Genomic DNA, 18,984 nt, shown 5'->3' on the forward strand with positions numbered 1-18,984 from the left:
CGATGCATGTCGATGCTGCGGACGCTGGCGGCGTTCGCGATCCTTTCGTGGGGCGTGTTCGGGGCCGCGTCCGCGCAGGCGCAAACGGCGCTGCGCCTGTACAAGACCTACTCGGGCAACATCAACTTCACCGGCACGCAGGCCAGCCTGCGCAGCTATGCGGAAGGCAACAAGTCCTGCCAGGTGACGTCGCCGACTACCAAGGAGACGGCCAGGCTCACCCTGCCGTTCCTGTCGAACGTGGTCTCCGCCCAGCTGTACTGGGCCGGTTCGGGCAGCAGTCCCGACCGGACCGTGACGATGAACGGCTATTCGATCACCGCATCCTCGACCCGCAGCTACACGGCCAGCGTGGCCAACGGCATCCCTTACTTCAGCAGCGCGGCCGACGTCACCAGCATCGTCAAGTCCTACGGCACCGGCGACTACACGTTCAGCGGGCTGAGCGTGTCCAACGGCAGCCTGCATTGCGACCGCAACGCCGTGCTGGGCGGCTTCGCGCTGCTGGTGGTGTACTCGAACGGTAACGAGTCCTACCGCAACCTGAACATCTACGAGGGCTTCCAGCCCCTGTACTACGCCGAGCTGCGCTTCACGATGACCAATTTCCGCACCCCGGACAACGTGACCACGTCCGAACGCGGCCGCTTCGGCCACATCGTGTGGGAGGGCGACCAGGCGCTGTCCGCCAACGCCGAAGCGGTGTACTTCACGGGTAACAACACCTCCTCGATCCTCACCAACGGCTATTACGCGCCGTCCGGCAACCAGTTCAACTCGCAGAGCAGCGTCAACAAGGACAGCGCCTCGATCGGCGTCGACTTCGACACCTACGAGATCGGCCCCTTCACGCCCAAGCAGAACCTGGCCAGCGCCACTTTCCGCGCCACCGAGGACATGATCCTGCTGAGCACGGCCGTCCTCGCCGTGCCCAGTGCGCCGGACGCCGACCTCGCGCTCGAGATCGTCCAGAACGGGCCCTTGAAGGAAAACGCCCCGGCCAGCTACAACTTCACGGTGAACAACAAGGGCCCGTCGGCGGACGAGGGGCCGATCACGGTGCGCATTACCCTGCCTTCCAGCCAGACCTATACCTCGGCTACAGGCACCGACTGGAGCTGCACGGTCTTCGGCCAGGTGGTGACCTGCAACTACGCGCAGACGCTGGCCATGAACGAGGTCACGCCGCCGCTCGTGCTCAATACCAAGGTGACGAAGGCCGGCGAGATGACGGTCAGCGCAACGGTGACCGGGTCGATGGATCCGGATACCACCAACAACAGCAAGAGCGTCAAGTCGACCACGGTGGTGCCGCAGGCGGCGGCCTACAAGTTCACCAGCAAGAAATGCGACATCGGTGCGGTGGTCGGTTCGAGCGCCTGTCCGCTGTATGACGAGACCGCCAACGGGATTGTGGCCGGGACCACGGCTTCGGTGTGGGTGACCGCCGTCTCCGACGGCAAGGCGCAGGCGATCAGCAGCAACCAGACCATCGCCGCGCCGCTCCAGTTCGCGCTGGGCTGCTATGGTCCGCAATCGTCGACGGTGCAGGCCAGGTACAGTCACACGGTCGGGACCGCAACCACTGCGATCAACCTGGACAAGTGCAGCTCGGCTACCGGCAACCCAACCTGGCAATCGCTGACCTTGAGCTATCCCGCGAATACCGCCTCGGTCGAGACGAAATTCTCCTACCTCGACGTCGGCAAACTGAAGCTCTTTCTGAAGGACAGCAAGGGGCTCCTGGACGATGCGGACATCACTTCGGTGCCGAGCAAGCTGAAATTTATCGTGACCCGCAACGAGGGTCTGTATATCAACCAATCGAAAATGAAGCTGACTGAGCCAGGGTTCGCCATGGCTGGTGAAGAATTCACGATCTCCCTGCTGGCGCTTGCCAGCGACAATACGACGGTATTGCCAGGTTTCGGCAATGAAGGCGTGGCGCTGAGACCGAATGCCAAGCCGGAGATCGCACGTGCCGATAACCTTACAGGTGTAGCGGCGAACGAAGTGGCTGAGCTGAAAGGAGCGTTTCCAGATGCCGGTCCTTTCCTCGGCAAGGAGTTTAGCTGGAGCGACATCGGCAGCTTCACCCTACGTTCCAAGGTAATCGATTACCTGGGCACGAGCGCCGATCCGGAGGCCGATCCGCACATCGTGGGCCGCTTCTATCCGGCCTACTTCTCCACTGCCGTTGCCGGAAACCTCCCTTGCGCGCCACGCATGCAATGTCCGAGCGAGGGCCAGGCCGCCATCGATAGCGCGACCCATTCGGCGCAGCGGTTTACGACCACGATCAAGGCACACGATGTCGATGGCGCCGATCTCCCGCGCTTCAACCAGCAAACGTTCTTGGAGCTGGTTCCGAACATCACCCTGAAAGCCGTTAACAAGCCGGGTGCAGGGACGGAAATCGTGCGCCCTCTGAACGGCGGATTGTCTGATCCAAGTCTCGATAAACGCCTGACCTTGAACCGTCCGCTGGACTACACCCTTGGCCCTCAGTTCGTTCCGAATGGAGCGCGAAGCAAATCGGGCTGGCCGTCCCCGACCGCCGTGTACCTGCGCGCCGAGGCGAGCGAACTCCGCGGCGACAATAGCGCCGTGAACAAGGTAAAGGGCGTGACTCTGAGCTCGGTACAAAGCGACATCGACCAATCGATCGAGGACGGCATCATGGTCGTCACCGGCCGGGTCGAGGTGGCCAACGTCTTCGGCTCCGAACGCCTGAATACCCGCATCCCCCTGCAGGCCCAGTTCTGGACCGGCACCGCCTGGGCGCCGACCTCGACTTACGCCGACCCGGCAGTCCTCGACGTCAGCCAGGTCCGCTTCTCCAGCTGCACCCGCTCGCTGAAGGTCGCCGGCATGAGCGGCACCGCCAACTGCATCGCCCTGGACTCCGCCAGCGCCGGGGCCTTGCCCCTCACAGGCGGCCGCGCCGAGTACAAGATCGCCCCGATCGGCGCCAACCGGCAGGGCAGCGTGTTTGTCAACCTCGCCAGTCCGGCCTGGCTGCCCAGCACCTTCGGGCAAGTGACCTTCGGTCAATATCGCAGCCCGGTGATCTACGTGCGCGAAGTCTATTGATAACGAAATCGGGCAAAAACGGCGTGAAACGCACACGTAGCGGGTAATCGGTGAGATTTTGTGATGGTTTTCGGCACTTCTTGAATATAATCAAGAGGTAGCCGAATCCCTTTATTTTTCGTCGATCGACTCCACCGGGCGTGCATGCGTTTTTTTAAGAGAGCAAAGAAGAAAGATGGCTGGTTGAGCATCGCCGTCCAGCGAGACGGGATTGCTGCCGCCAGCATCAAGCGCGTCGCCGAAGGCAAGCCTTTCGTGCGCTTTGCGCAATTCCTTCCGGGCCAGGATACGGCAGCCGTGCTCGAAAAAGCCGCGCGGGAAGGCCAGGCCAACAGCTTCCACTGCGCCACCGTGTTGGCGGGCGGCGAGTACCAGGTCCTGAGCGTCGAGGCGCCCAACGTGCCGAAGGAAGAGATGAAGACCGCCATCCGCTGGCGGCTCAAGGACATCCTCGACTTCCCGGTCGACCAGGCCACCATCGACGTGCTCGACATTCCGGTCGACGCCAATGCCGGCGTGCGCGCCCAGCAGTCGGTGTTCGTGGTCGCGGCGCGCAATACCGTGATCGGTCCGCGCCAGAAGCTGTTCCTGGACGCCAAGGTCGACCTGGGCGTGATCGACATCCCCGAGATGGCGCAGCGGAATGTCTCGGCCATGCTGGCGCCGGAAGGGCGGGGCGTGGCCATGCTCTCGTTCGGCGAGGACGGCGGCCTGCTGACGGTCACCTACAAAGGCGAACTGTACCTGTCGCGCCGCTTCGACGTCACCATCGAACAGTTGCTCGAGCCCGACCACGAGCGCAAGCACGCGAGCTTCGACCGCATCACGCTCGAGCTGCAGCGCTCGCTCGACCACTTCGAGCGCCAGTATTCCTTCATCAGCGTGGCCAAGCTGGTGCTCGGCCCCTCGGACGTGAGCGGCCTCGAGGAGTACCTGTCGAGTAACCTCTACACCCCGGTCGAAAGCCTGGACCTGGCCAGCTTGCTCGACATCTCGCGCACCCCCGAGCTGGCCGGCAAGTCGGTCCAGCAGCGCTTCTTCCTGGCGCTGGGCGCCGCCTTGCGCGAGGAGGTGGCGGCATGAGCCAGCAGATCAACCTGTTCAACCCGATCTTCCTGCCGCAGAAGAAGATCCTGACCGCTACCACCATGGCGATCGCCCTGGCCGTGCTGGTCGCCGGCCTGGGCGCGCTGCTCGCCTATGGCAAGGTGCGCACCGAGAGCCTGCGCGCCGAAGCCGAGGCCGGCGCCCTGCGCCTGAAGCAGAAGCAGGAGCGCCTGGCGAGCGTCAACAGCGAATTCGCGCCGCGCCAGAAAAGCCGCGAGCTCGATGCCGAGATCCTGGAAGCCGAGGCCCACCTGGCTTCGCTGCGCCGCATTTCCGGCATCATCGAGCGCGGCGACCTGGGCGACACCCGGGGCTATGCCGGCTACTTCCGCGCGCTGGCGCGCCAGAGCGTGCCGGGCCTGTGGCTGACCGGCGTGACGGTGGCCGGCGCCGGCAAGGACATCGGCATCAAGGGCCGCACGACGGATCCGGCCAAGGTGCCGGGCTACCTGAACCGCTTGACCGGGGAACCGCTGATGCAGGGCAAGGCCTTCACCAGCCTGCAGATCGGCCAGGCGGCGCCGGTGGCCGCCACGGGCGCGGACGGCAAGCCGTCCACCGCCCCGGCGCCATATGTGGAGTTCAGCCTGCAATCGGTGGCCGAAGAGGTGCTCCAATGAAGGGGCGGATCATGGAACTGGCGGCGAAGATCGACGCCCTGAGCCTGCGCGAACGCGGGCTGATGTTCGCCGCGGTCGTCGCCGTCATCGTCTTCCTGGCGCATTCGCTGGCGCTCGGCCCCTTGCTGCGCGACCAGGACACCCTGCGCGACCAGATCGCCCAGCAGCGCAACAACATGATGGGCCTGGACGGCGAGATCACCGCCAAGGTGCAGGCCTACCAGGTCGACCCGGATGCGCCCGCGCGCGACCGGCTGGCCGCGATCAAGGAAGAAACCGCACGCCTGAACGAGGCGCTGCTGGCCATGGAGCACGGACTGGTGCCGCCGGAACGCATGGCGCCGCTGGTCGAGTCCATCCTCAAGGCCAACGGCCGCCTGAAGCTGGTGTCGCTGCGCACCTTGCCCTCGGAGCCGCTGTCGGGCGCCGAAGGGGCGGGCAACGCGCCGTCCGCCGCGCCGCCGGCGTCCGCGCCACAGCCTGCGCCGGGTACGCCGGGCGCGGTGCTGCCGCCGGCAGCGCCTGCGCCCGGGGCGTCGCCCTCGGGAGCCGCTGCGCCCAAGCAAGCCGATCTGCTGTACCGCCACGGCGTCGAAGTCACCGTGCGCGGCAATTATCTCGACATGGTCGATTACATGAGCGCGCTCGAAACCATGCCCACCCGGCTGTTCTGGGGCAAGGCGCAGCTCGACGTGGAGGAGTATCCGGCATCCCGCCTGACCCTCACCCTGTACACCCTGAGCCTGGACCGGAAATGGATGAAGCTGTGAAGAACCTGATCCTGACGACCCTGGCGGGCATCGCGCTCGCCCACCTGCCTGCCGGTGCGCAGGCCCTGACCGACCCGACCCGCCCGCCGGCGGCACTCGAAGGCGCACGCGCCGACGGCCCCGGCGACGGCTTGCCGCGCCTGCAGTCGGTGCTGATTTCGCCGCGCGCCGGCGGCCGCCACGTCGCCGTGATCGACGGCGAAACCGTGCGCCTGGGCGATTCCTTCCGCGGCGCCCGCGTTGTGCGCATGACCCAGACCGAGGTCGAGCTGGCGCGCGGCGCCGAGCGCCAGGTGCTGCGCCTCGACGTCGCCGCCGCGACCGTCGCCGGCATGACCCGGGCGGTCCAATGAAGCGTGGCGCCGCGATGAGCAAGCTGTTCCTGCTGGGCGCCACCGCCGCCGGCGTGCTGCAGCTGGCCGGCTGCGATACCGCGCCGAAGAACGAAGCCTCGGACGTGATCGCGAAGGAACTGGCCAAGGCCAGCGCCAAGCCGGCCGCCGCGCCGGTGGTCGACCAGGCGGTCGCCAATGCGCTGCTGCCGCCGGCCAGCGCGCTGGCCAGCCAGCTGCCCAAGGCGCGCCCGGCGCTGGAAGAACGCTTCAACGTGTCCTTCAATAACGTCCCGGCCCAGCAGTTCTTCCGCTCGATCGTGGCCGGCACCCGCTACAACATGCTGGTGCATCCGGACGTCAGCGGCAGCATCAGCGCCAACCTCAAGGACGTGACCCTGGCCGAGACGCTCGAAGCGATCCGCGAGATGTACGGCTACGACTACCGCATCGACGGCACCCGCATCACCATCCGTCCGCTGACGATGCAGACCCGCATGTTCCAGGTGAACTACCTGACCGCCAAGCGGCGCGGCATGTCGAACCTGCGCGTGACCTCGACCTCGGTGGCCGATGCCGGCAGCAACGGCAGCGGGTCCGGCGGCAGCGGCGGCCAAGGCGCGGGCAACCAGCCAAACAATAACCAGAACAACAATAACCGGAACGGCCCCAGCAATCAGGTCCAGCTCGACAGCACCGACGTCAACACGGTGTCCGAGAACGACTTCTGGGGCGAGCTGAAGGCGGCCATCGACGCTATCGTCGGTTCGCGCGAAGGCGGGCGCAGCGTGGTGGTCAGCCCGCAGTCGGGCGTGCTCGTGATCCGCGCCATGCCGGACGAGCTGCGCAACGTCGACGCCTACCTGAAGGCAACCCAGCTGTCGGTCGACCGCCAGGTGATCCTCGAAGCGAAGATCATCGAGGTCGAGCTGAACGACCGCTTCCAGAGCGGCATCAACTGGGCCTCGTTCGCCTCGATCAGCAGCTCCCACCCGAACCGGGTGGCGACCGGCATGATCGGCCCGGGCGCCAATCTGGCGCCGCTGCCGCGCGACGGCGGCCAGCCGGCCGTCATCGGCAACGGCCAGGGCCTGTCGGCCAGTACCGGCTTCTCGCTGTCGAACGCGGCCACCGCGGCCGGCTCGCTGTTCGGTTTCGCCTTCCAGACCAATAACTTCGCCGCGCTGCTGTCGTTCCTGGAATCGCAGGGCAATGTGCACGTCCTGTCCAGCCCGCGCGTGGCGGCGATGAACAACCAGAAGGCCGTGCTCAAGATCGGCACCGACGAGTTCTTCGTCACCGGCATCACCAACACCATCAACAATACCGAGAACGGCACCATCGTCACGCCGAGCGTGACCGTGCAGCCCTTCTTCTCGGGCGTGGTGCTGGACGTGACGCCGCAGATCGACGACAAGGGCAACATCCTGCTGCACGTGCACCCTTCGGTGAGCCAGGTCAGCACGGTCAACAAGGACGTCGACCTGGGTTCGTCGGGCATCTTCCGCCTGCCGCTGGCGGCGTCCAGCACCTCGGAGCTGGACAGCATCGTGCGCGGCCAGAACGGCCAGGTGGTCGCGATCGGCGGCCTGATGCGCCAGGCGACCATCGGCGACGTCGACCAGCTGCCGGGCGCCGACAAGGTGCCGGTGCTGGGCGCGCTGTTCCGCAACAAGAACCGCGTCACCCAGAAGCGCGAGCTGGTGGTCCTGATCAAGCCGACCATCGTCGAAGGCGCCAACGACTGGAGCGCGGACCTGCTCGACGCCGGTCGCCGCATCGAACAACTCGACCCGCGGACGAGGGAGCGCAAGTAATGTATGCGGCCCACTTCGGCCTGCGGGAGCTGCCCTTCGGGATCACGCCCGACACCAGCTACTTCTTCGGCAGCCCGCGCTCGCAGGAAGCCCTGAATACGCTGCTGGTGGCGGCGCGCACCGGCGAGGGCTTCATCAAGATCACGGGCGAGGTCGGCACCGGCAAGACCCTCCTGTGCCGCAAGTTCATGGCCTCGCTGGGCGAGGGTTTCGTCACGGCCTACATCCCGAACCCCTACCTGGAGCCGCGCACCCTGATGCTGGCCCTGGCCGAGGAGCTCGAGGTGCCGCTGGAGCGCGAGGTCGACCAGCACCGCCTGCTGAAGGCCATCACGCACCGGCTGCTGACCCTGGCTCGGACCGGCAAGCGCGTGGTGCTGTGCCTGGACGAGGCCCAGGCGATTCCCGTCGAGAGCCTGGAGGCGATCCGCCTGCTGACCAACCTCGAGACCGAGAAGCGCAAGCTGCTGCAGATCGTCCTGTTCGGCCAGCCCGAGCTGAACCAGAAGCTGGCGCTCGAATCGATCCGCCAGCTGGCCCAGCGCATCACCTTCCATTACCACCTCGGCCCGATGAGCCGCGACGACCTCGATTTCTACGTGGCGCACCGGCTGCGGGTGGCGGGCTACACCGGCGCGCGCCTGTTCACCGGCGCCGCGATCCGGCAGCTGTACAAGGCCAGCGGCGGCGTGCCGCGCCTGGTCAACATCATGGCGCACAAGGCGATGATGCTGAGCTTCGGGCAGGGCAGGCAGCAGGTCGCCAGTGCCCACGTGACCACGGCCGCGCGTGATACGATCGGCGTGCGGCGCGACATCCTGGCCTGGCTGGCCGGTGGCGCCGCGGTCGCCGGCGCGTCCGCCGGCGCGGCGTGGATGCTGGGGATGTTCGCACGATGAGCCTGATAAACAAGATGCTGCAGGACCTCGATGCGCGCGGCGGCGAGCCGGGCGCGCCCGGCGTCGCGCCCGGCATCAAGCCGGTCATGGCGCCGGAGCGCCGCCTGCCGTGGATGCGGGTGGCCGTAATCGGCGGCACCGTCGCGCTGCTGGGCGCCGTCGGGTATGCCGGCTATGTCGGCTGGCGCATGAAGAACACGGCGGTGGCGGTCGAGGTGCCGGTGACGGAACAGATGCACGCCGCCACGCAGATGACGGTGACGCCGCTGCCGGGCGACCGTACGCGCGGCGAATTCGGCGCGGCCGGTGCTCCGGCGCCGCCTGCCAAGGCCGACCCGGGGCCCGTGAGGGAAGGACCGGCGAAGGAAGAACCGGCCACAGCCAAGGAAGAAGCGGCACCGGCGCCCAAGCAGCCTGTCGCGCGCGCCGAGCCCGCGCCACAGACCGCGGCCAGGCCCATGCCGAAGCCGGTCCCGAAGCCGGCGCCGGCCCGGGACGTGGCGGCGCAGCCCGTGCCCGCGTCCGCCGCCGGCCGCACCGAGACCACCGCCCAGCGCGCCGAGAACGCCTACCGGCGCGCGCTGGCGAACCTGGAAGATGGCCGCGTGACCGAGGCGATCGCCAACCTGCAGGCCTCCCTGAGGGCCGACCCGCGCCACGAGTCGGCGCGCCAGACCCTGGTGGGGCTGCTGATCGAGGCCAAGCGTCCCGAGGAAGCGATGCGCCAGCTCGGGGCCGCGCTGGCGCTCGATGCGCGCCAGCCGGCGCTGGCGATGCTGATGGCGCGCCTGCAGCTCGAGCGCGGCGACCCCGCGGTAGGCACCCTGATGCGGACCTTGCCGTATGCCGCCGGCAATGGCGACTACCACGCCTTCCTGGCCGGCGTGCTGCAGCGCGAGGAGCGCCACCGCGAAGCGGCCGAGCACTACCAGGCGGCGCTGCGCACCGCACCGCAGAATGGCGTGTGGTGGATGGGCCTGGGCGTGTCGCTGCAGGCCGAGAAGCGCGATGCCGAAGCGGCGGGCGCTTTCCAGCGGGCGCTGGCCACGGGCACGCTGTCGCCCGAGCTGCAGGCCTTCGTCGAGCGCAAGCTCAAGCCGCTGGGCCGCTAGGCCGGCGGGCCGCCCAGCCGCGCCCGCGCCGCCTCCCAGGCGTGGTCGATGAACAGGCGCACGCGCGAGGGAATCCGGGTGCGCTGCGGGTAGTACATGTAGATGCCGGCGTTGCAGGTGTCGAGCTGCGGCAGCAGGTGCAGCAGGCGGCCGGCGGCGATCTCCTCGTCGACCAGGTAGCCCGCCAGCTGGCCGATCCCCAGTCCTTCGCGCACCGCCGCGACTTCGCTCTCCGTCGTATTGAAACTCGCCACGCAGGGCACGTCCTGGTACACGGTGCCGCCGTCGCCGCGCAGTTCCCAGGGAACCAGGCGGCCGCTGTTGGCCTGGCGGTAGCCGGTGCAGCGGTGGCCCAGCAGCTCTTCCACATCGCGCGGCGCCCCGAAGCGCGCCACGTAGCTTGGTGCGGCGCAGATCTTCAGCACGATGTCGCCGACCCGGCGCGCCACCAGGTTGCGCTCGGGTGGATTGCCGGCCCGGAAACCCAGGTCGATCCTGGCGGCGACCAGGTCGGTGAACTGGTCGGCCAGGTGCAGGTCGAAGCGTGCGCGCGGATGCCGTTCCTGGAAGCTGCGCAGGATCGGCGCCAGCAGGTGGGTGCCCAGCGAGGTGGGCGCGGCGACCCGGATCAGGCCTTCGACCTCGTCGCGGCTGCCCTTGACCTGGTCGAGCGCTTCGTCCAGCAGCCGCAGACCCGGATGCGCCAGCTCGTACAGGCGCTGGCCTTCGTCGGTCAGTGCCAGGCTGCGCGTGGTGCGGTGAAACAGGCGTACGCCCACGTGGTCCTCGAGCTGGCGAATGGCCTTGCTGACCGCCTGCGCCGACAAGCCTTCGGCCGTCGCCGCCTGGCTGAAGCTGCCGGCGCGCACCACGCCGATGAAGAGTGAGATGACTCTGGCCTTGTCCATGCGATTTACAACCAAAGAGTGGAAATCAAACAGCTTTCCTCTATCTAGTGTAGCAGGCCGGCGGGCTCTAGACTTCCTTTCACCAACCACCCCTTCGAAAGGAAACGATCATGAAAACCTGGTTCATCACTGGCGCCTCCCGCGGTTTCGGCCTGCTCATCGCCAAGGCCGCGCTTGCCGCCGGCGACAAGGTGGTCGCCACCGCCCGCCAGCCGCAAGCCGTCATCGACGCCGTCGGCGCCCATGAGGACCTGCTGGCGCTCGCCCTCGATGTCACCGACGAGCATGCCGCCGTGGCGGCGGCTGGAGAAGCCCTGGCCCGCTTCGGGCGCATCGACGTGCTGGTGAATAACGCCGGCTACGGCCTGCTGGGCGCGGTCGAGGAGTCCTCGGCGGACGAGGTGCGCCGCATCTACGAAACCAATGTGTTCGGCCTGCTGAACGTGACCCGGGCCGTGCTGCCGGCGATGCGGCGCCAGCGCGCCGGCCACGTCATCAACTTCTCGTCCCTGGGCGGCTATGCGGCCTACCACGGCTGGGGAGTGTATGGCTCGACCAAGTTCGCGGTCGAGGGCTTGTCGGAAGCGCTGGCGCAGGAACTGCAGCCGCTGGGCGTGCACGTGACCGTGGTCGAGCCGGGATTCTTCCGCACCGACTTCCTCGATGCCAGCTCGCTGTCCTCGACTGCGGCGCGCATCACCGACTACGCCGCCACGGTCGGCGCCATGCGCGAGTTCGCCGCCGGCGCCAACCACCGGCAGCCGGGCGACCCGCACAAGCTCGCCAGCGCGATCGTGGTGCTTGCCGAGTCGCCCCGGCCGCCGCTGCGCCTGCAGCTGGGCAGCGATACGGTCGAGCGGGTGCGCGCCAAGCACCTGGCGGTCGAGCGCGAACTGCGCGCCTGGCAGGCGCTGGCCGTGTCGACCGACCTGGCCGAAGCAGCGTGAATGAAGGGCGGCGCGCCTACAGGCGCGCCAGCCGTTCGAGCGCCAGCTGCAGGGTCTCGTCCTTCTTCGCGAAGCAGAAGCGCACGATGCCCGACTCGCGCGGCTGGCTGTAGAAGGCCGACACCGGAATCGCCGCCACCTTGGCCTCGGCCGTCAGCCACTTCGCGAACTCCGCTTCCGGCAGGCTGGAGATCGCCTCGTAGCGTACGCACTGGAAGTAGGTGCCGTCGGAGGGCAGCAGGCTGAAGCGGGTGCCGGCCAGCCCCTCGCGGAACAGGTCGCGCTTGCGCTGGTAGAAGGCGGGCAGCGCCAGGTAGGGCTGCGGGTCGCGCATGTAGGCTGCGATCCCGTGCTGCATGGGCGTGTTGACGGTGAAGACGTTGTACTGGTGGACCTTGCGGAATTCCGCCGACAGCGCCGCGGGCGCGGCCACGTAGCCGACCTTCCAGCCGGTCACGTGGTAGGTCTTGCCGAAGCTCGACACCACGAAGGCGCGCTCGGCCAGCACCGGGTGGTGCGACACCGAGGCGTGCGGCTGGCCGTCGTAGACCATGTGCTCGTAGACCTCGTCCGACAGGACCAGGATATCCGTGCCCTCGACGATGGCGGCCAGGGCGTCCAGGTCCGCCTGGCGCAGGATGCTGCCGGTCGGGTTGTGCGGCGTGTTCACCACGATCATGCGGGTGCGCGGCGTGACGGCGGCGGCCACCCGGTCCCAGGGCACGCTGTAGCCGGCGTCGCCTACTTGCATCGCCACGGGCACCGCCTTGCCGCCGGCCAGCGCGATCGAGGGCGCGTAGCTGTCGTAGGCCGGCTCGATGACGACCACCTCGTCGCCCGGGTGCACGCTGCACAGGATCGCCGTCATCAAGCCCTGGGTGGCGCCCGCGGTCACGGTGATTTCCTGGGCCGCGTCGTAGCGGCGGCCGTAGAGCGCCTCGATCTTGGCCGAGATCGCCTCGCGCAGGGCGGGCACGCCGGTCATGAAGGGATACTGGTTGTGGCCCGCGCGCATGGCCTCGTCCACGAAGCCGACCAGGCTGGGGTCGCAATCGAAGTCGGGGAAACCCTGGCCGAGGTTGACGGCCTGGTGCTGCGCGGCGAGCGCGGACATCTGGGTGAACACGGTGGTGCCGACCTGCGGCAGGCGGGAGACGATGGCTGGGGTAGTCATGGCGTAATGAAAGAACGGATCCGGCTTATTCTACCGTCGCGCCGGAAGCCGCGCTGGCGGCGGCGCTGGCCGCGGCCCTGGCCTTGATCCAGGCTTCCGGCAGCATGATCTTGAACATCCCGTCGCGCACCGTCTTGCGGCCGAGCTTGAGCAGGGCCTTGTCCTTGGTGATCAGGACCTCGGCGCCGCTGTCGCGGGCCAGCTCCAGGAATTTCTGGTCGTCGCGGTCGGTGCAGACCGGCAGGCGTACGTGCACGGCATCCGGCGCCACCAGCCGCAGCAAGGCGTCGAAACGGCTTGCTGCCTGGGCGCGCTTGCCGTCGTCGAGCGGCAGGTGGGGGTAGCGCAGCACGGCCAGGTATTCGTCGCGGCAGTCGGCGCGCGTCACCGCCTCGACCTCGCCCGTTTCGAGCGCCGCCAGCAAGCCGGCCCAGCGCGGGTCGTGGAAGACGAACAGGTCGAGCAGCACATTGGTGTCGATGACGATGGGTTTCCGGGAAGCAGGTATCATGTCGGCTGTTTACGTAAAGAAGAAGATGTTCGTTCCATGCTGATTGTTCTGTCGCCCGCCAAATCCCTCGACCTCGACACCCCGAGCACCACGTCCCAGCACACCACGCCCGACTTCATCGACAGCGCCGCCGAACTGGTCAAGGTGCTGCGCACCCAGTCGCCGGCCGAGATTTCCAGGATGATGGCCTTGTCGGACACATTGTCGATGCTGAACGTTGGCCGCTACGCCCACTGGCACCCGGATCACAGCGAAGGCCGGCAGGCGATCATGGCCTTCAACGGCGACGTCTACACAGGTTTCGACGCCCGCTCGCTGGCGCCCGAAGCGCTGGCCTATACCCAGCGCCAGGTACGCATCCTGTCGGGCCTGTACGGGCTGCTGCGTCCGCTCGACCTGATCCATCCCTACCGCCTGGAGATGGGCACCAGGCTGGCCAATCCGCGCGGCAAGGACTTGTACGCGTTCTGGGGCGAGACGATCACGGAAGCCCTGAACCGCCAGCTGCAGGAGACGGGCTCGGCGGCGCTGGTCAACCTGGCGTCGGAAGAATACTTCAAGGCGGTCAAGCCGAAGAAGCTGGCCGTGCCGGTCATCTATCCTGTGTTCGAGGACTGGAAGAACGGCAAGTACAAGATCATCTCGTTCTTCGCCAAGCGCGCGCGCGGCATGATGGCGCGCTATGCGGCGCAGCACGGCATCCTTGAAGCCGAGCAGCTCAAGGACTTCGACGCCGACGGCTACGCCTTCGAGTCCTCGGTGTCGGGCGAACGCGAATGGGTGTTCCGACGCAAGATCGCGGACTGAATGCACGCCGGCCCGTCGCAACGGGCCGGCACGGGCATTACTGCACGGCGTCTTTCGGCGCCGGCTTGGCGGTGGCCTTCGACCAGAACTGCCACCACGGGGCGTCGCCCTTGGCGCTCGGGTTCAGGAAGCGGCTGTTCGGATAGTTCAAGGTGAACACGCGCTGGGCGTCGTCGCGCAGCACCGGCATGCCGAGCTTGTCGTAGGCGCGGATCATCAGGAACAGCGCTTCCTCGCGCGCCGGGGCGTCGCTGTAGTTGGTGACGGCGTCCTGGGCGCGGTTCAGGGCGGCCAGGTAGGCGCCGCGGCGGTAGTAGTAGTTCGCCACGTGCACTTCGTACTGCGCCATCGCGTTGATCAGGTAGTTCATGCGCGAGATCGAGTCCGGCGCATATTTGCTGTTCGGGAACTTGTCGACCAGGGCCTTGAAGGCGGCGAAGGCTTCGCGGGTCGCCTTCGGGTCGCGCTCGGTCGGGTCCTGCTCGTAGATGAAGCTGAGGAAGCCCAGCTGGTCGTTGAAGTTGATCAGGCCGCGCAGGTAGTACATGTAGTCGACCTGGGGATGGTTCGGGTGCAGCTTGATGAAGCGCTCGACGGCGGCCAGCGCCTCGGCCTGGTCCTGCGCCTTGTAGTGGGCGTAGGCGATTTCCATCTGGGCCTGGGATGCGTAGGTGCCGAAGGGATAGTTGGATTCGAGACGTTCGAACAGCTTGATTGCCGCTTCGTAGTGCCCGCCGGCCATCTCATCGCGCGCCTCAGCGTATAATTTCTCCGCTGACCAGTTTTTGGTTTCATCGGCGCGTTCCGGCAAAATACCGCATGCCGACAGGCCGACGAGGGCGCAAGTAGCGACCAATACAGACAATTTTTTTTGCATAGCTCTAAGCAAGAAGTTTACCGAGATTCAACGAACAGCTGATTATAGCTGATGGGACACACGTGATATTAACTCCTGCGCCGAATTCGGCGGAAATGCCTTTGGACACCGATCTGGACGACGACCTCGAAGGGGGCTTCGAAGCCGCCTCGGGTATCGACCTGTCGCCGATCACCCTCAACCTGACGCCGGAAGCCTGCGGCCAGCGCCTCGACAAGGTCGTCGCCGGCCTGGTGCCGCAATTCTCGCGCAGCCGCCTGCAGCTCTGGTTCGAAGGCGGCCACATCAAGGTGGACGGCAAGCCGGCGCGCGGCAAGGATACCGCCTACGGCGACGAAGTCATCGTCATCGAGCCGCAGGCCGCGCCGGAGGACACCGCCTTCACCCCGGAGCCGATGGACCTGAACATCGTCTACGAGGACGACGACATCCTGGTGATCAACAAGCCGGCCGGACTGGTGGTCCACCCGGGCGCCGGCAACTGGACCGGCACCATGCTCAACGGCCTGCTGCACCATTGCCCGCAGCTGGTGGGCGTGCCGCGCGCCGGCATCGTGCACCGCCTCGACAAGGACACGAGCGGCCTGATGGTGGTCGGCAAGACCCTGGCCTCGCAGACCGACCTGGTGCGCCAGCTGCAGGCGCGCACCGTCAAGCGCGAATACTTCGCCCTGGTATGGGGCACGCCGCGCCTGTCCGGCACGATCGACGCCGGCATGGGCCGCGACCCGCGCGACCGCGTCAAGATGGCGGTGTCGACCAGCCCCTTCGCCAAGCCGGCCATCACCCACTACGAACGCGTCGCCACGGGCGAACTGGACCGCCGTCCGGTGAGCCTGGTGCGCTGCAGGCTGGAAACCGGCCGCACCCACCAGATCCGCGTCCACATGCAGTCGCTGGGCTTCGCGCTGGTGGGCGACAACGTCTACGGCAAGCGCCATCTGACCCCGGTCTTCCACCGCCAGGCGCTGCAGGCGCGCCGCCTCGGCCTGGTGCATCCGGGCACGGGCGAGCAATGCGAATGGACCGTGCCGCTGGCCGACGATTTCGCCGAGCTGATCGCGCGCGCGGGCATCGAGGAGCCGGGTGACGACAATCCGCCCGCGGACGACGACTTCGACGGCGGGGACGAGGAGTAAATGGAGCGCGGCGCACTGGTGTTCCCGGACTGGCCGGACCTGCCGCCATCAATCGGCGCGCTGGCGACCAGCCGCGACGGCGGGGTGAGCACAGGCCCCTACGATGACGGCAAGGGCGGCGGCGGCCTCAACCTGGGCCTGCACGTGGGCGACGATCCGGAAGCCGTGCGCGCCAACCGCGCGCTGCTGCAGAAGGTCTTGCCCGGCCGTCCAGCCTGGATCTCGCAGGTGCATGGCGCCGAGGTGGTCGATGCCGCCACCGTGGGGCCGGACCAGCCGGTGCGCGTGGGCGACGCCAGCATCGCGAGCGCGCCTGGCGTGGTGTGCGCGATCCTGACCGCCGACTGCCTGCCGGTGCTGTTCGCCGATCTCGATGGCAAGGTGGTGGGCGCGGCACATGCGGGCTGGCGCGGCCTGGCCGGCGGCGTGCTGGGCGCGACCGTGGCCGCCATGCGCAAGGCCGGGGCAGGGGAGATCACGGCCTGGATGGGCCCGGCCATCGGCGCCACCGCCTTCGAAGTCGGACCCGACGTGCTGGAAGCGTTCACCAATGCCCTACCCGGGGCGGATGTGCGCCCCGCTTTCCAGCCCTATCCTGGCCGCGAGGGCAAATATCTGGCCGACATGTTCGCGTTGGCCCGCCTGATGCTGGCGAAAGACGGCGTCACCCGCGTCCATGGCGGCACGCTGTGCACGGCCACCGCGCCGGAACGCTTCTATTCCTATCGCCGCGACGGCGTGACTGGCCGCCAGGTAAGTTTGATCTGGCTCAATTAAGACGGCGGCCCAGACGGCGATACTGCTCAGTTATCGCCGTCGGCGGCGGCGCTGTCTTGCGCCGCCCGGGCCTGGAGTTCCCGCTTTGCGCGGCGCCGTTTCGATCCTGTCAGGTAAAAAAGGATGGACAAAGGCACCACGCAATACGCAAGAAACGTCATAATCCCTCCGGTAACGGTCGGTTCGGTTGCCGCCATGAGTACGACGACATAAATCCAGGCGACGGCCACGATCCACATGATTTGTTTCCTTTGGTGATGTAATCCCCGATTCTAAACAACGGACGACCACATGAACATGCCCGACCCGCAAGCGTTTGCCTCCACCTGGATGTCCCAGTTCACCGATCCTTCCGCCTGGCAGAGCTGGATGACCATGCCGGCCCTGACCCCGACGGCGAACGGCCACAATCCGCTGGCCGGCATCCTGAAGGACTTCGGCGCCGGCATCGCCCCAGGCAAGCTGGAAGCGCTGCGCGGCGACTACCTCAAGAAGATCGGCCAGCTGTGGCAGGACTTCATGTCCGGCAAGGCCCCGGTCCTGCACGACAAGCGCTTTTCCGGCTCGGCCTGGACCGAGAACCCGATGTCGGCCTTCTCGGCTGCCTCCTACCTGTTGAATTCCGAGTTCATGCTGGCGCTGGCCGACGCCGTCGAGGCCGGCCCGCGCGAGCGCCAGAAGATCCGCTTCGCGGTCCAGCAGATGGTCGACGCCATGTCGCCGGCGAACTTCTTCGCCACCAACCCGGAAGCGCAGAAGCACCTGATCGAAACCAAGGGCGAAAGCCTGACCAAGGGCCTGGCCAACATGCTGGGCGACCTGCAGAAGGGGCGCATCTCGCAGTCCGACGAATCGGCCTTCGAGGTCGGCCGCAATGTCGGCACCACGCCGGGCCAGGTCGTGTACGAGAACGAGCTGTTCCAGCTGATCCAGTACACGCCGACCACGCCGACCGTGCACAAGCTGCCGCTGCTGATGATCCCGCCTTGCATCAACAAGTTCTACATCCTGGATCTGCAGCCGGAAAATTCCCTGGTGCGCTACGTGGTGGAGCAGGGCAATACCGTATTCATGGTGTCCTGGCGTAACCCGGACCGTGGCCTGGCCAACGTCAGCTGGGACGACTATGTCGAGAAAGGCGCGATCCGCGCGCTCGACGTGGTGAACGAGATCTCGGGCCAGGACAGGGCCCATGTGTTCGGCTTCTGCGTGGGCGGCACCATTGCCGCCACCGCGCTGGCCGTACTCGCCGCGCGCGGCCGCCAGCCGGCCGCCAGCCTGTCGCTGCTGACCACCTTGCTGGACTTCAGCGATACCGGCGTGCTGGAAGTCTTCGTCGACGAGGCCCAGGTGGCCCTGCGCGAACAGACCCTGGGCAGCGGCGGCCTGATGCCGGGCCGCGACCTGGCCACCACCTTCTCGGCCCTGCGCCCGAACGACCTGGTGTGGAACTACGTGCAGCAGAACTACCTGAAGGGCAAGGAACCGCCGGCCTTCGACCTGCTGTACTGGAACGCCGACAGCACCAACCTGCCGGGCCCGATGTTCTGCTGGTACCTGCGCAACACCTACCTCGAGAACAAGCTGAAGGTGCCGGGCGCGCTCACCGTGTGCGGCGTGCCGGTCGACCTGGGCGCGATCGAGGCCCCGACCTTCATCTACGGTTCGCGCGAAGACCACATCGTGCCTTGGCAGGCTGCCTTCGCCTCGATGAACCTGCTCAACCCGAAGAATCCGAAGGCCAACCGCTTCGTGCTGGGCGCCTCCGGCCACATTGCGGGCGTGATCAACCCGGCCTCGAAGAACAAGCGCAGCTATTGGGTGAACGACAAGGGCGGGCGCTCGCGTCCCAAGACCGATGCCGCCTGGATGGAAGGCGCCGAAGAGCACAAGGGCAGCTGGTGGCCGGAATGGGCGAAATTCCTGGCGCAGTATGGCGGCGAAGACGTGCCTGCGCCGGTCGCCGCGGGCAACGGCCGCTATACGCCGCTGGAGCCGGCCCCGGGCCGCTACGTCAAGGCGCGCGCGGATTGAGGTCCTCAGCACAGGCTGCGTTGACAAAAAATCAGCGTCAGTGATAATTCTAATAATTGC

General features: G+C 67.1%; 18 protein-coding genes. 13 read left to right on the plus strand and 5 right to left on the minus strand.

Annotated elements, in window-relative coordinates; translation table 11 throughout:
* Positions 1-6 precede the first annotated feature (6 nt).
* The 8 genes from KBW98_RS08880 to KBW98_RS08915 all read left to right on the plus strand — a co-directional run bounded on the left by KBW98_RS08880 (position 7) and on the right by KBW98_RS08915 (position 9,750).
* Positions 7-3,093 carry a DUF6701 domain-containing protein gene (locus KBW98_RS08880; protein ID WP_211519760.1) on the plus strand — a complete coding sequence of 1,029 codons (3,087 nt, stop codon included), beginning with the start codon at positions 7-9 and terminating at the stop codon, positions 3,091-3,093.
* 144 nt (positions 3,094-3,237) lie between these two features.
* Positions 3,238-4,176 (plus strand): agglutinin biogenesis protein MshI, encoded by a 939-nt coding sequence (locus tag KBW98_RS08885; RefSeq protein WP_211519761.1) that lies wholly within the window; start codon positions 3,238-3,240, stop codon positions 4,174-4,176.
* Entirely contained in the window at positions 4,173-4,820 is a 648-nt protein-coding gene (locus KBW98_RS08890) for a hypothetical protein (protein ID WP_211519762.1), read from the plus strand. The genes KBW98_RS08885 and KBW98_RS08890 overlap by 4 nt, the downstream gene beginning before the upstream one ends.
* The gene (locus tag KBW98_RS08895) at positions 4,817-5,590 is read left to right on the plus strand and encodes a hypothetical protein (RefSeq protein ID WP_211519763.1); all 774 of its coding nucleotides are present in this window, start codon (positions 4,817-4,819) and stop codon (positions 5,588-5,590) included. Before KBW98_RS08890 ends, KBW98_RS08895 begins: the two co-directional genes overlap by 4 nt.
* Positions 5,575-5,943: a hypothetical protein gene (locus tag KBW98_RS08900; RefSeq protein ID WP_229429070.1), complete on the plus strand. Its 369-nt coding sequence runs from the start codon at positions 5,575-5,577 to the stop codon at positions 5,941-5,943. The genes KBW98_RS08895 and KBW98_RS08900 overlap by 16 nt, the downstream gene beginning before the upstream one ends.
* Before the next feature lie 14 nt (positions 5,944-5,957).
* On the plus strand, positions 5,958-7,739 hold the full coding sequence (gene mshL, locus KBW98_RS08905; protein ID WP_211519764.1) for a pilus (MSHA type) biogenesis protein MshL: 1,782 nt from the start codon (positions 5,958-5,960) through the stop codon (positions 7,737-7,739).
* Positions 7,739-8,638 (plus strand): ExeA family protein, encoded by a 900-nt coding sequence (locus KBW98_RS08910; protein ID WP_211519765.1) that lies wholly within the window; start codon positions 7,739-7,741, stop codon positions 8,636-8,638. Before mshL ends, KBW98_RS08910 begins: the two co-directional genes overlap by 1 nt.
* On the plus strand, positions 8,635-9,750 hold the full coding sequence (locus KBW98_RS08915) for a tetratricopeptide repeat protein (protein ID WP_211519766.1): 1,116 nt from the start codon (positions 8,635-8,637) through the stop codon (positions 9,748-9,750). Before KBW98_RS08910 ends, KBW98_RS08915 begins: the two co-directional genes overlap by 4 nt.
* Here the strand turns inward: KBW98_RS08915 and KBW98_RS08920 are convergent.
* Positions 9,747-10,658 carry a LysR family transcriptional regulator gene (locus KBW98_RS08920; protein ID WP_211519767.1) on the minus strand — a complete coding sequence of 304 codons (912 nt, stop codon included), beginning with the start codon at positions 10,656-10,658 and terminating at the stop codon, positions 9,747-9,749. The genes KBW98_RS08915 and KBW98_RS08920 overlap by 4 nt on opposite strands.
* A gap of 110 nt (positions 10,659-10,768) precedes the next feature.
* Here KBW98_RS08920 and KBW98_RS08925 point away from each other — a divergent pair, with 110 nt between their 5' ends.
* Positions 10,769-11,605: an oxidoreductase gene (locus KBW98_RS08925; RefSeq protein ID WP_211519768.1), complete on the plus strand. Its 837-nt coding sequence runs from the start codon at positions 10,769-10,771 to the stop codon at positions 11,603-11,605.
* 16 nt (positions 11,606-11,621) lie between these two features.
* Here the strand turns inward: KBW98_RS08925 and KBW98_RS08930 are convergent, their stop codons facing one another.
* Positions 11,622-12,779: a pyridoxal phosphate-dependent aminotransferase gene (locus KBW98_RS08930; protein WP_211519769.1), complete on the minus strand. Its 1,158-nt coding sequence runs from the start codon at positions 12,777-12,779 to the stop codon at positions 11,622-11,624.
* Positions 12,780-12,804: 25 nt separating this feature from the next.
* Positions 12,805-13,290 carry a putative toxin-antitoxin system toxin component, PIN family gene (locus KBW98_RS08935; protein WP_211519770.1) on the minus strand — a complete coding sequence of 162 codons (486 nt, stop codon included), beginning with the start codon at positions 13,288-13,290 and terminating at the stop codon, positions 12,805-12,807.
* Positions 13,291-13,326: 36 nt separating this feature from the next.
* Here KBW98_RS08935 and yaaA point away from each other — a divergent pair, with 36 nt between their 5' ends.
* The gene (gene yaaA / locus KBW98_RS08940) at positions 13,327-14,097 is read left to right on the plus strand and encodes a peroxide stress protein YaaA (protein WP_211519771.1); all 771 of its coding nucleotides are present in this window, start codon (positions 13,327-13,329) and stop codon (positions 14,095-14,097) included.
* Between the two features lie 37 nt (positions 14,098-14,134).
* Here the strand turns inward: yaaA and KBW98_RS08945 are convergent, their stop codons facing one another.
* On the minus strand, positions 14,135-14,974 hold the full coding sequence (locus KBW98_RS08945; protein ID WP_211519772.1) for an outer membrane protein assembly factor BamD: 840 nt from the start codon (positions 14,972-14,974) through the stop codon (positions 14,135-14,137).
* Between the two features lie 95 nt (positions 14,975-15,069).
* Between KBW98_RS08945 and KBW98_RS08950 the strand changes: the two genes are divergently transcribed.
* Together KBW98_RS08950 and pgeF are read left to right on the plus strand one after the other, a co-directional pair.
* Positions 15,070-16,113, plus strand: a complete 1,044-nt coding sequence (locus KBW98_RS08950) for an RluA family pseudouridine synthase (protein WP_211519773.1) — start codon at positions 15,070-15,072, stop codon at positions 16,111-16,113.
* Positions 16,114-16,890 carry a peptidoglycan editing factor PgeF gene (pgeF, locus tag KBW98_RS08955; protein ID WP_211519774.1) on the plus strand — a complete coding sequence of 259 codons (777 nt, stop codon included), beginning with the start codon at positions 16,114-16,116 and terminating at the stop codon, positions 16,888-16,890. It begins immediately after the preceding gene.
* Positions 16,891-16,916: 26 nt separating this feature from the next.
* Here pgeF and KBW98_RS08960 read toward each other — a convergent pair whose 3' ends face one another.
* Positions 16,917-17,129 (minus strand): hypothetical protein, encoded by a 213-nt coding sequence (locus tag KBW98_RS08960; protein WP_211519775.1) that lies wholly within the window; start codon positions 17,127-17,129, stop codon positions 16,917-16,919.
* A 52-nt stretch (positions 17,130-17,181) separates the two neighbouring features.
* Here KBW98_RS08960 and phaC point away from each other — a divergent pair, with 52 nt between their 5' ends.
* Positions 17,182-18,924: a class I poly(R)-hydroxyalkanoic acid synthase gene (gene phaC / locus KBW98_RS08965; protein ID WP_211519776.1), complete on the plus strand. Its 1,743-nt coding sequence runs from the start codon at positions 17,182-17,184 to the stop codon at positions 18,922-18,924.
* Positions 18,925-18,984: the final 60 nt, after the last annotated feature.

The organism is Massilia sp. ST3 (genome assembly GCF_018119405.1).
Lineage (GTDB): Bacteria > Pseudomonadota > Gammaproteobacteria > Burkholderiales > Burkholderiaceae_D > Telluria.